Below are 11,119 nucleotides of genomic sequence, written 5' to 3'. Positions count from 1 at the left end.
GCTTAGCGGATGATGCCGCGTTGCGACGCGTCGATGAACTCGACGAGCGCCTTCACCGGCGCATCGCCGTCGCCACCCGCTTGCGCGAGTTCGCGCAGTTGCACTTTCGCTTCCTCCAGCGACAGGCTGTTCTTGTACAGCACGCGGTACGCGCTGCGCAGCGCCGAGATCGCGTCGGCCGAGAAACCGCGCCGGCGCAGCCCTTCGACGTTGATCCCGTGCGGCTCGGCCTTGTTGCCCGCCGCGATCACGAACGGCGGAATGTCCTGCACGAGCGCCGATGCGCCGCCCAGCATCGAATGCGCGCCGATGCGCACGAACTGGTGCACGCCCGACATGCCGCCGACGATCGCGAAGTCGCCGATCTCGACGTGGCCGGCCATCTGCGCGTTGCTCGACAGGATCACGTTGTTGCCGACGCGGCAGTCGTGGCCGATGTGCACATAGGCCATGATCCAGTTGTCGTCGCCGAGCGTCGTCACGCCGACGTCCTGCACGGTGCCCGTGTGGATCGTCGTGAATTCGCGGATCGTGTTGCGGTTGCCGATCACGAGCTTCGTCGGCTCGTCCTTGTACTTCATGTCCTGCGGCCGGCCGCCGACCGACGCGTAATGGCCGATGCGGTTGTCCTCGCCGAGCGTCGTATGGCCTTCGATCACGCTGTGCGAGCCGATCGTCGTGCGCGCGCCGATCGTGACGTGCGGGCCGACGATCGCGTACGGGCCGATCTCGACCGATTCGTCGATCTGCGCGCCCGGCTCGACGATCGCGGTAGGATGAATCCTGGTCATGCGCCGTTGCCTCTCGATATGATGTGTCGCGTTGCTCGCGTTACGTTATCCATGCGTGCCGCGTCGCTCAGGGCGCCGCGTCGGCCGTCTTGACCGTGCACATCAGTTCGGCTTCCGCCGCCACCTTGCCGTCCACTTCCGCCACCGCCTTGAATTTCCAGATGCCGCGGATGTAGCGCTCGAACGTCACGTTCAGGATCAGCTGGTCGCCCGGTTCGACCACGCGCTTGAAGCGGGCACCGTCGATCCCGACGAAGTAATACAGCGTGTTCTCCGGATCCTTCGGCTGCTCTTCCGCGAACGTCAGCAGCGCCGCGGCCTGGGCGAGCGCCTCGAGGATCAGCACGCCCGGCATCACCGGCCGCTTCGGGAAGTGCCCCTGGAAGAACGGCTCGTTGATCGACACGTTCTTCAGCGCTTTGATCCCTTTGTGCGGTTCGAGTTCGAGCACGCGGTCGACGAGCAGAATCGGGTAGCGATGCGGCAGCAGCGTGAGGATCTTGTGGATGTCGAGATTGATTTTTTCAGTGCTCATGATGGTTCGTCTCACGCAGAGGCTGCGCGGTGGTGATGCAAAGGCTGAAGCGGGCCGCCGTGCGGCCCAGTCTGACGAACCGGGCCGGTTGCGCTGGCCGTGCCCGGTTCGTGGTCTCGCATGATGGGCTCAGGCGTGGGCGCCGCCCTGGGCGGCGAGCGCGGCTTCGAGCGCCTTGATGCGCTCGCGCAGCTTGTCGAGGTTGCGCACGAGCGCGGCGCTCTTGTTCCATTCGCCGTGGTCGACGGCCGGGAATGCGCTGGTGTAGATGCCGGCCTTCGGCAGCGATTTCGATACGCCCGACTTCGCGGTGATGATGACATAGTCGCCGAGCGTCACGTGGCCGGCGATCCCCGCCGCGCCGCCGATCATGCAGTGGCGGCCGATCGTCGTGCTGCCCGCGATGCCGGCGCTGCCGGCGATCACCGTGTACGCGCCGATCCGGCAGTTGTGGCCGATCTGCACCTGGTTGTCGATCTTCACGCATTCCTCGATGACGGTATCCGCCATCGCGCCGCGGTCGATCGTCGTGTTCGCGCCGATTTCGACGTCCGCGCCGATCGTCACGCCGCCGACCTGCGGGATCTTGACCCAGCTGCCGGTGCGCGCGTCGCCGTCGCCGACGAAGTCCGGCGCGAAGCCGAAGCCGTCCGAGCCGATCACGGCGCCCGCATGGATGATCGCGCGCGGGCCGATCCTGCAGCCGTGGTACACCGATGCGTTCGGATAGATATGCGAGCCGGCGCCGATCGTCGTGCCGCGACCGACGAACACGTTCGCGTCGAGCTGCACGCCGTCTTCGATCACCGCGCCGGCTTCGACCGTCACGTGCGGGCCGATCACCGCGGTCGCGGCGACCTTCGCGGCCGGATCGATCGTCGCGCTCGGATGCACGCCGGCCGCACGCGGCGGCGTGGCGAGATCGATGAACATCTGCGCGACGCGCGCGAAGTACGCGTACGGATTCGGCGTCACGATGAAGTTGCGACCGGTGGCGGCCGCGCCCAGCTTTTCAAGATCCTTCGGCGCGATCAGCACCGCGCCGGCGCGGGTCGTCTCGACCTGCGACAGGTACTTCGGGTTCGCGAGAAACGCGAGTTGCTGAGGGCCTGCCTGGTCGAGCGGCGCGAGGCCGCCGACCGTGCACTGTGCGTCGCCGGCGATCTCGCCGCCGAACCGCTTTACGAGTTCCTCGAGCGTCAATGCCATTCGTCGTCTGCTCCGTTCAGTTCGCCGAGCCGGACGCGAGCGCCTTGAGCACCTTGTCGGTGATGTCGATGCGCGGGCTGACGTACACGGCTTCCTGCACGATCAGGTCGTAATTCTGCTGCTCGGCGATCTGCTTGATGACCTTGTTCGCCTTTTCCAGCACGGCAGCCAGCTCTTCGTTGCGACGCTGGTTCAGGTCTTCGCGGAACTCGCGCTGCTTGCGCTGGAAGTCGGTGTCGAGCTGCGCGAGATCGCGCTGCTTCTGCGCGCGATCGGCCGCCGACAACGACGTGCCGTTCTTGTCGAGCGAATCGGACATCGACTTCAGACGTGCCGCCAGATCCTGCAGATCCTTGTCACGCTTCGCGAACTCGGCTTCGAGCTTCGTCTGCGCCGCCTTGGCGGGCGCCGACTCGCGCAGGATCCGATCCGAATTGACCGCCGCGATGCGGGCGACGTCCTGTGCGTGCACCGTCGCCGCGCCCAGGGCCAGCGCAACGGTCAGCGCGCACATCACTCGTTTCGAAAACTTACCGGTTAGCAAAATTACCCTCTCGTTGCTGTTGTCATGCGTTCGGTCAGAACGCCGTCCCGATCTGGAACTGGAATTTCTGGTACTGGTCGCCTTCATGCTTCTGCAGCGGGAAGCCGAGGCTCAGCTTCAGCGGGCCGATCGGCGAGATCCACGCGAGACCCACGCCGTAGCCGTAGCGCAGGCCGTTGGCGCCCGTACTCGTACCGCCCGGCGCATTGCCCCACACGTTACCGCCGTCGAGGAACGTGAACACGCGCAGCGTGCGGTCGTAACCCGTGCCCGGCAGCGGGAACGTCAGCTCGATGTTGCCGACCAGCATCTTCGAACCGCCGATCGGGTCGTTCGTCTTCGTGTCGCGCGGGCCCAGCGAGCTCGGCTCGTAGCCGCGCACGGAGCCGATACCGCCCGCGTAGTAGTTCTTGAAGATCGGGTACGGGTTGCCGATACCGTTACCGTAACCGCCCTGCAGGTTCAGGCCCAGGATGAAGCCGCGCGAGAACGAATAGTAGTATTGCGCTTGCAGGTCGGCCTTGTAGTACTGGATCTTGCCGACCGGCACGCCGTACTCCATGTTCGCCTGCGTGAAGTAGCCGCGGCTCGGAATCAGCGCGCTGTCGCGCGCATCGCGCGACCACGCCACCGTCAGCGGCACCGTGTTCGACACGCGGCCGAACTCGTTCACGTAATCCTGGTAGCTCTGCGGCGTGTTCGAATCGACGTCGAGGCGGTTCTGCTCGAAGCCCGCGCCGAAGTAGACGGTATCGACTTCCGAGAACGGAATGCCGAACTTCAGGTTGCCGCCCGCGCTGATGATCCGGAAGCTCGAGCTCGTCGAATAGTAGAGCGGCTGGTACGTGCGGTAGAAGACGTCCGTGATCCGCTTGATGCCGTCGACCGTGAAGTACGGGTCGACCTGCGTGACGGTCAGCGTACGGTAGCTCTTCGCGGTGTTGACGTTCACCGACAGGCTCGTGCCCGAACCGAACACGTTGTCCTGCGACACACCGGCCGACAGCACGACCTTGTCCGTCGACGAGAAGCCGGCGCCCAGCGTGATCGCGCCGGTCGGCTTTTCGTCGACCTTCACGTTCACGTCGACCTGGTCGTTCGTGCCTTCCACCGGCACCGTCGTCACGTCGACGTTGGTGAAGTAGCCGAGACGGTTCACGCGGTCCTTCGACAGCGCGAGGCGGTTCGAGTCGAACCACGAGCTTTCGAGCTGGCGCATTTCGCGGCGCACCACTTCGTCGCGCGTGCGCGTGTTGCCGACCACGTTGATGCGGCGCACGTACACGCGGCGGCTCGGGTCGACGACGAGGTTCAGGTTCACCTTGTGGTTCGCCTGGTCGATGTCCGGCTGCGCATTGACGGTCGCGAATGCGTAGCCGTATTCGCCGAGCTTGTCGACGATCGACTTGGTGGTCTGCTGCAGCTTTTCGGCGGAGAAGCGGTCGCCCGGCTTGATCTTGATCAGCTTGTTGAGCTCGGCCTCGCGATCGAGCAGGTTGCCCGACAGCTTGATGCCCGACACCGTGTACGGCTCGCCTTCGTGCAGCGTGACCGTCAGGTACATGTCCTTCTTGTCCGGCGAGATCGATACCTGGGTCGACTCGATGTTGAACTCGAGGTAGCCGCGGTTCAGGTAGTACGAGCGCACGGCCTCGAGGTCGCCCGTGAGCTTTTCCTTCGAGTACAGGTCGTTCTTCGTGTACCAGGAGAACCAGTTCGGCGTCGACAGCTGCATCTCGTCGCGCAGCGTGCTGGTGCTGAACGCCTTGTTGCCGATGAAGTTGATCTGGCGAATCTTGGCGCTCGGGCCTTCGGCGACCGCGAACAGGATCGACACGCGGTTCGCGTCGACCGGCGTGATCGTCGTCTTGACCTCGGCCGCATAGAAGCCGCGCGTCAGGTACTGGCGCTTGAGCTCCTGCTCCGCCTTGTCGACGAGCGCCTTGTCGTAGTAGCGGCCGTCGGCGAGGCCGACCGCGCGCAGCGCCTTCGTCAGGTTGTCCTTGTCGAATTCCTTCGTGCCGGTGAAGTCGATCGACGCGATGGCCGGCCGCTCCTGCACCTGCACGATCACGACGTTGCCTTGCGTGGCGATGCGAACGTCGTTGAAAAAGCCCGTCGCGTACAACGCGCGGATTGCTTCGGATGCCTTGTCGTCCGTGAAGGTATCGCCCTGCTTGATCGGCAGATAGGCGAACACCGAACCCGCTTCGACGCGCTGCAGCCCCTCGATCTTGATGTCTTGCACCACGAACGGTGCCGCTGCATGCGCCGCGAGGCCGTGCGCGGCGAGCGCGGCCGCTGCAACTGTCTTAGGTACAAAGCGATGAGGTTTGAACAACATGCATCCCCAATATTTAGCTGCATCAAATCGGGCGGCTGACCCGCGGCCGCCGCCTGACGCTTCAGAAATGGATTAACCGAGCCAAATCGTTGAACAGCGCGATCGCCGACAATGCGACGATGCAGATCAACCCGGCTCTTTGCAGAATCAGCTGCCAACGCTCCGAGACGGCTTTCCCGGTCGCGGCTTCAACCGCATAATATAACAGATGCCCCCCGTCCAAAACGGGAATCGGCAACAAGTTCAGGACGCCAAGGCTAATGCTGACAAGGGCGAGGAACGACAGGAACGCCGACGGGCCGAGCCGCGCGCTCTTGCCTGCGTAGTCGGCGATCGTCACCGGGCCGGACAGGTTCTTCAGCGACGCGTTACCCGTGATCATCCGCCCGAACATCTTCAGCGAATACACGGAGATGTCCCACGTGCGGTGCGCGCCGAGCCGCAGGCTCTCGATCGGCCCGTAGCGCACGTCCACCGACGGCGCGTGCATCGACAGCGCCGCGCCGATCCGGCCGACCTGCTGCCCGGATTCGTCGTCGCGCTGCATCTGCGGCACGATCGACACCGTCTGCGCGGCGCCGTTGCGCTCGATCTGCAGGTCGAGCGGCTGGCCCGCGTGGTGCTTCACCGTATCGATGAAGCGCGCCGCGCCGCCGAGCGGCTTGCCGTCGAGCGCGACCAGCTTGTCGCCGACCTTCAGGCCGGCCTGCTCCGCCGCGCTACCCGGCTGCACCGACGCGACCGACAACGTGCCGCCGCCGGCCTCGAAGCCCAGATGAGCCATGAAGTCGTCGTCGAGCTGGCTGTCGGGCACGTTGCGCAGGTCGACGCGGAAATCGAACGTTGCGTTGCCGTCGCGCGCGCCGAGCACGACCTCGCGATGGTCGAACGCGGCCGACAACAGCTTCCAGCGCAGGTCCGACCACGATCGCACCGGTTCGGACTCGCCGCCCTGCGCGTTGCGGATCGACACGACCGTCTCGCTGCCGTCGAAGCCCGCGCGGGCCGCCGCCGTGCCGGCGGCGGGCGGCGCGACGATCGCGGCCGGCTCGGTCACGCCGGTGGCGAATACGGAGGAGAACAGCGCGATTGCCAGCAGGAAGTTCGCAATCGGCCCGGCCGCGACGATCGCGATGCGCTTGTAGACCGACTGGCGATTGAATGCCTGGCCGAGCTCGTCGGGCGGAATGCCGCCCGGGCCCGGATCGCGCTCGTCGAGCATCTTCACGTAGCCGCCGAGCGGCAGCGCGGACAGCGTCCACTCGGTGCCCGTCCTGCGGCCGACCCAGCGCGCGACGGGCTGGCCGAAGCCGATCGAGAAACGCAGCACCTTCACGCCGCACCAGCGCGCGACGCGATAATGTCCGTACTCATGCACGACGACCAGCACCCCGATCGCCACCGCAAACGCGACCAGTTCGACCAGCACGTTCATGAGCACCTCATTCAGACCGTACGCTCCACGCGTGGCGCAGGCGCTTTTGCAATGATCGCGGCCGCGAGGCGGCGGGCCTCGGCATCCGCCGCGAGGACGTCGTCGAGCCCGTCGGGCGCGCGGTTCGGCAGCGCGTTGAGCACCGCGTCGACCGTCGCCGCGATCGCCATGAAGCCGATCCGGCGCTCGAGAAATGCTTCGACCGCCACTTCGTTCGCCGCGTTCAATGCGGCGCTCGCGATACCGCCTTCCTCGAGTGCCTTCAGCGCGAGCGCGAGGCACGGGAAGCGCGCGTAATCGGGCTTCTCGAACGACAACTGGGCGATCTGCGCGAGGTCGAGCTGGTCGACGCCCGCGTCGACGCGCTCGGGGAAGGCGAGCGCGTGTGCGATCGGCGTGCGCATGTCGGGGTTGCCGAGCTGCGCGAGCACCGAGCCGTCGCGGTACGACACGAGCGAATGGATCACGCTCTGCGGATGGATCAGCACGTCGATCCGGTCGCCCGGCAGCCCGAAGATCCAGTGCGCCTCGATCACCTCGAGGCCCTTGTTCATCATCGTCGCGGAATCGACCGAGATCTTGCGGCCCATCACCCAGTTCGGGTGCTTGCACGCCTCGTCCGGCGTCACGTCGACGAGCGTGGCCGGCTCGCGCGTGCGGAACGGGCCGCCCGACGCGGTCAGGATGATCTTCGAGATCCCGCCGTGTTCGGCCGCATCGCGCGGCATGCACTGGAAGATCGCGTTGTGTTCGCTGTCGACCGGCAGCAGGATCGCGCCATGGTCGCGCACGGCATCCATGAAGATCGCGCCCGACATCACGAGCGCTTCCTTGTTCGCGAGCAGGATCCGCTTGCCGGCGCGTGCGGCCGCCAGGCTCGGCGCGAGGCCGGCCGCGCCGACGATCGCCGCGACCACCGTGTCGCAACCGTCGCTCTTCGACACGTCGACGAGCGCCTGCGGCCCGTGCAGCACGATCGTCTTGCTGCCCGCCGCGCGCAGTTTCGCGTCGACGTGCGCGGCCGTCGCGGCATCGCCGACCACCGCCACTTCAGGCGCGAAGCGCAGACACTGCTCGACGAGCTTGTCGCCGTTGCGGTGCGCGGTCAGCGCATAGACCGAGAAGCGCTCGGGATGGCGCGCGACCACATCGAGCGTGCTGTCTCCGATCGAGCCCGTGGAACCGAGCAATGTCAGACGTTTTTGCATAACAGAAATAATGGTTTAACCAAGCAGCAGCATCGCGAGCGGCAGCACCGGCAGCAGCGCGTCGACACGATCGAGCACGCCGCCGTGGCCCGGCAGCAGTCCGCTCGAATCCTTCACACCCGCCTGCCGCTTCAGCAGCGACTCGAACAGGTCGCCGATCACGCTGTACGCGACCAGCAGCGTCAGCGCGGCCCACGCGCCGGGCATGCCGTACCGCGCGGCGAATGCAGAAAACAGGGTCGGTTCGAATGCGTGCACGGCCATCGCGACACCGGCGACGACCACGACTGCGAACCAGCCGCCGATCGCGCCTTCCCAGCTCTTGCCGGGGCTGATCGTGACGGCCAGTTTACGCTTTCCGAAGGCCTTGCCTGCGAAGTATGCGCCGATATCGGCCAGCCAGACGACCAGAAGCAGCGACAGCACGAACGGCACGCCCTGCGCGCGAGCTGCGACGAGCGCGTGCCAGCAGGCGGCGAATACGACGAGGCCGGCGGCCAGCAGGAACGGCCGCCAGACGCCGCCCGCGAGTTCGGGCTTGCGTCGCAGCGCGAACGGACCGACCAGCAGCCAGAACACGCCGGCCGCCATGAAAAGGGGACGGGACGAAGCCGCATCGACGCCGAGCGGCACGGTGGCCGCGAGCGCGAGCGCCGCGACGACCGCGTAGACGACGGGGCTGGCGCCGCCGAGCTTCAGCAGGCGCGCCCACTCCCACGCGGCGAACACGAGCACGACGCCGATCAGCGCGCCGAACCCGTCGAGCGGCGCGAACAGCGTCACCGGCAGCAGCACCGCCAGCATCGCGATTGCCGTGATCACACGGGTTTTCAGCATGAAAGGGAGTCGGCGTTCTGCGATTGCGGTTCGAGCTGCGCACTCGTGCGCCCGAAACGGCGCTCGCGCTCGGTATACGACGCCATCGCGTCGGCCAGTGCCGCGCCGTCGAAATCCGGCCAGTACTTGTCGGTGAAATAGAATTCGGCGTACGCGAGCTGCCACAGCAGGAAGTTGCTGACGCGCTGCTCGCCGCCGGTGCGGATGAAGAGATCGGGCTCCGGCGCGTAAGCCATTGCCAGGTGCGGCGCGAATGCGTCCTCGGTCACTTCGACCTCGCGACCTTCGCGCACGGCCTGCTCGACGAGCTTCTTCGTCGCCTGCAGGATGTCCCACCGGCCGCCGTAGTTGGCCGCGATAGTGAGCGTCAGACGGGTATTGCGCGCCGTCTTGGTTTCGGCGCGGCGAATCAGTTCGCGGATGCGCGGCTCGAAACGCTCGAGATCGCCGACGACACGCAGGCGGATCCCGTTCGCATGCAGCTTGCCCACTTCGCGCTCGAGCGCGGTGATGAACAGCCGCATCAGGAACGACACTTCGTCGTTCGGCCGGCGCCAGTTTTCCGAACTGAACGCGAACAGCGTCAGGTATTCGACGCCGGCGCGCGCGCAGCCTTCGACCACCGCCCGCACGGCATCGACGCCGCGGGTATGCCCCGCGACGCGCGGCAAGCGGCGTTCGGTCGCCCAACGGCCGTTGCCGTCCATGATGATCGCGATGTGACGCGGCACGACACCGACGTCAGGCACGCGAACGGTAGAGCTGGTATAGGTCATGGCCGTTGAGACAGTAATGCGGGAGGAAGGCGGCGCGCGAGGACGGTCGTCAGACCGTCATGATCTCGGCTTCCTTGGTCTGCACGAGCTTGTCGACTTCGGCGACGTGCTTGTCGGTCAGCTTCTGCACGTCGTCGCTCGCACGGCGCTCGTCGTCTTCCGAGATTTCCTTGTCCTTGACGAGCTTCTTCAGCGCTTCGTTCGCGTCGCGGCGCAGGTTGCGGATCGCGACCTTGGCCGTTTCGCCTTCGCTCTTCACGACCTTGGTCAGCTCGCGGCGGCGCTCTTCCGTCAGCGCGGGCATCGGCACGCGGATCAGATCGCCGGCCGTCGCCGGATTCAGGCCCAGATCGGCTTCGCGGATGGCCTTCTCGACCTTCGCGACCATGTTCTTTTCCCACGGCTGCACGCCGATCGTGCGTGCGTCGACGAGCGTCAGGTTCGCGACCTGCGAGATCGGCACCATCGAGCCGTAGTAGTCGACCTGCACGTGATCGAGCAGGCCGGTGTGTGCACGGCCCGTACGGATCTTGGCCAGATCGTTCTTGAACGCTTCGATCGAGCGCTGCATCTTTTGCTCGACGCCCTTCTTGACATCAGCGACACTCATTTCAACCTCCGAACCTTCAAACCTTCAAAAGAACGCGAGCCCCGCCCGGCGCGTGTCGCGCGCCGCGGCCGGCAACCCGCGCCGATCGCCCGCGTCCGCGGGAGTTTACACGTGGACGAGCGTACCTTCGTCCTCGCCCAGCACGATGCGCTTGAGTGCGCCCGGCTTGTTGATCGAAAACACGCGAATCGGCAGCTTCTGGTCGCGGCACAGCGCAAACGCCGTCGCGTCCATCACCTGCAGGTTGCGGCTGATCGCCTCGTCGAAGCTGATCGTCGTATAGCGCGTGGCCGACGGATCCTTCTTCGGATCGGCAGAATATACGCCATCGACCTTGGTCGCCTTCAGCACGACTTCGGCGCCCACTTCCGAGCCGCGCAGCGCGGCGGCGGTATCGGTCGTGAAGAACGGGTTGCCGGTGCCGGCCGCGAAGATCACGACGCGGCCTTCCTCGAGCTGACGGATCGCGCGGGGCCGGATGTACGGCTCGACGACCTGGTCCATGCGCAGCGCGGACTGCACGCGCGCCTCGATGCCGGCGTGGCGCATCGCGTCCTGCAGCGCCAGCGCGTTCATCATCGTCGCGAGCATCCCCATGTAGTCGGCCGTCGCGCGGTCCATGCCGGCCGCGCCGCCCGCGACGCCGCGGAAAATATTACCGCCACCGATCACGACCGCGAGCTGCGTACCGAGACGCACGACTTCCGCGATATCGGCCACCATCCGTTCGATCGTCGCGCGATTGATGCCGAAGGCATCGTCGCCCATCAGCGCTTCGCCGGAGAGTTTGAGGAGGACGCGTTTATAGGCATTGGACATAGGGGCTTCCG

General features: G+C 66.1%; 11 protein-coding genes. All 11 read right to left on the bottom strand.

Features of this window, described 5'->3' with window-relative positions; genetic code table 11:
- Positions 1-2: 2 nt before the first annotated feature.
- Entirely contained in the window at positions 3-791 is a 789-nt protein-coding gene (lpxA, locus tag WT53_RS27460; RefSeq protein ID WP_034207656.1) for an acyl-ACP--UDP-N-acetylglucosamine O-acyltransferase, read from the bottom strand.
- A gap of 67 nt (positions 792-858) precedes the next feature.
- Positions 859-1,326 (bottom strand): 3-hydroxyacyl-ACP dehydratase FabZ, encoded by a 468-nt coding sequence (gene fabZ / locus WT53_RS27455; RefSeq protein ID WP_006495559.1) that lies wholly within the window; start codon positions 1,324-1,326, stop codon positions 859-861.
- 129 nt (positions 1,327-1,455) lie between these two features.
- On the bottom strand, positions 1,456-2,535 hold the full coding sequence (gene lpxD / locus WT53_RS27450) for a UDP-3-O-(3-hydroxymyristoyl)glucosamine N-acyltransferase (RefSeq protein WP_034207657.1): 1,080 nt from the start codon (positions 2,533-2,535) through the stop codon (positions 1,456-1,458).
- 16 nt (positions 2,536-2,551) lie between these two features.
- On the bottom strand, positions 2,552-3,049 hold the full coding sequence (locus tag WT53_RS27445) for an OmpH family outer membrane protein (protein WP_034207658.1): 498 nt from the start codon (positions 3,047-3,049) through the stop codon (positions 2,552-2,554).
- Between the two features lie 64 nt (positions 3,050-3,113).
- Positions 3,114-5,423, bottom strand: coding sequence for an outer membrane protein assembly factor BamA (gene bamA / locus WT53_RS27440; protein WP_006478499.1), 2,310 nt, complete (start codon positions 5,421-5,423; stop codon positions 3,114-3,116).
- Between the two features lie 61 nt (positions 5,424-5,484).
- Positions 5,485-6,858 carry an RIP metalloprotease RseP gene (gene rseP, locus WT53_RS27435; protein WP_034207659.1) on the bottom strand — a complete coding sequence of 458 codons (1,374 nt, stop codon included), beginning with the start codon at positions 6,856-6,858 and terminating at the stop codon, positions 5,485-5,487.
- 11 nt (positions 6,859-6,869) lie between these two features.
- Positions 6,870-8,066 (bottom strand): 1-deoxy-D-xylulose-5-phosphate reductoisomerase, encoded by a 1,197-nt coding sequence (locus WT53_RS27430; RefSeq protein WP_034207660.1) that lies wholly within the window; start codon positions 8,064-8,066, stop codon positions 6,870-6,872.
- Between the two features lie 15 nt (positions 8,067-8,081).
- Positions 8,082-8,903 carry a phosphatidate cytidylyltransferase gene (locus tag WT53_RS27425; protein ID WP_034207661.1) on the bottom strand — a complete coding sequence of 274 codons (822 nt, stop codon included), beginning with the start codon at positions 8,901-8,903 and terminating at the stop codon, positions 8,082-8,084.
- The gene (gene uppS / locus WT53_RS27420; RefSeq protein WP_034207662.1) at positions 8,897-9,679 is read right to left on the bottom strand and encodes a polyprenyl diphosphate synthase; all 783 of its coding nucleotides are present in this window, start codon (positions 9,677-9,679) and stop codon (positions 8,897-8,899) included. Before uppS ends, WT53_RS27425 begins: the two co-directional genes overlap by 7 nt.
- A gap of 49 nt (positions 9,680-9,728) precedes the next feature.
- Entirely contained in the window at positions 9,729-10,289 is a 561-nt protein-coding gene (frr, locus tag WT53_RS27415; protein WP_006483822.1) for a ribosome recycling factor, read from the bottom strand.
- A 105-nt stretch (positions 10,290-10,394) separates the two neighbouring features.
- Positions 10,395-11,108 (bottom strand): UMP kinase, encoded by a 714-nt coding sequence (gene pyrH, locus WT53_RS27410; RefSeq protein WP_006402648.1) that lies wholly within the window; start codon positions 11,106-11,108, stop codon positions 10,395-10,397.
- Positions 11,109-11,119: the final 11 nt, after the last annotated feature.

Origin of the sequence: Burkholderia sp. MSMB2157WGS (genome assembly GCF_001532755.1) — a bacterium.
In the GTDB taxonomy this organism is placed as follows: domain Bacteria; phylum Pseudomonadota; class Gammaproteobacteria; order Burkholderiales; family Burkholderiaceae; genus Burkholderia.
Note: the sequence above shows the minus strand (reverse complement) of the source record. Positions and strands in the feature narration are given on the sequence as shown.

Excerpts from the sequence above, each read along its gene's own strand:
- rseP (WP_034207659.1), bottom strand. The coding sequence starts at position 6,858 with ATGAACGTGCTGGTCGAACTGGTCGCGTTTGCGGTGGCGATCGGGGTG.
- WT53_RS27425 (WP_034207661.1), bottom strand. The coding sequence starts at position 8,903 with ATGCTGAAAACCCGTGTGATCACGGCAATCGCGATGCTGGCGGTGCTG.
- bamA (WP_006478499.1), bottom strand. The coding sequence starts at position 5,423 with ATGTTGTTCAAACCTCATCGCTTTGTACCTAAGACAGTTGCAGCGGCC.
- WT53_RS27445 (WP_034207658.1), bottom strand. The coding sequence starts at position 3,049 with ATGTGCGCGCTGACCGTTGCGCTGGCCCTGGGCGCGGCGACGGTGCAC.
- lpxD (WP_034207657.1), bottom strand. The coding sequence starts at position 2,535 with ATGGCATTGACGCTCGAGGAACTCGTAAAGCGGTTCGGCGGCGAGATC.
- fabZ (WP_006495559.1), bottom strand. The coding sequence starts at position 1,326 with ATGAGCACTGAAAAAATCAATCTCGACATCCACAAGATCCTCACGCTG.
- pyrH (WP_006402648.1), bottom strand. The coding sequence starts at position 11,108 with ATGTCCAATGCCTATAAACGCGTCCTCCTCAAACTCTCCGGCGAAGCG.
- WT53_RS27430 (WP_034207660.1), bottom strand. The coding sequence starts at position 8,066 with ATGCAAAAACGTCTGACATTGCTCGGTTCCACGGGCTCGATCGGAGAC.
- uppS (WP_034207662.1), bottom strand. The coding sequence starts at position 9,679 with ATGACCTATACCAGCTCTACCGTTCGCGTGCCTGACGTCGGTGTCGTG.
- frr (WP_006483822.1), bottom strand. The coding sequence starts at position 10,289 with ATGAGTGTCGCTGATGTCAAGAAGGGCGTCGAGCAAAAGATGCAGCGC.
- lpxA (WP_034207656.1), bottom strand. The coding sequence starts at position 791 with ATGACCAGGATTCATCCTACCGCGATCGTCGAGCCGGGCGCGCAGATC.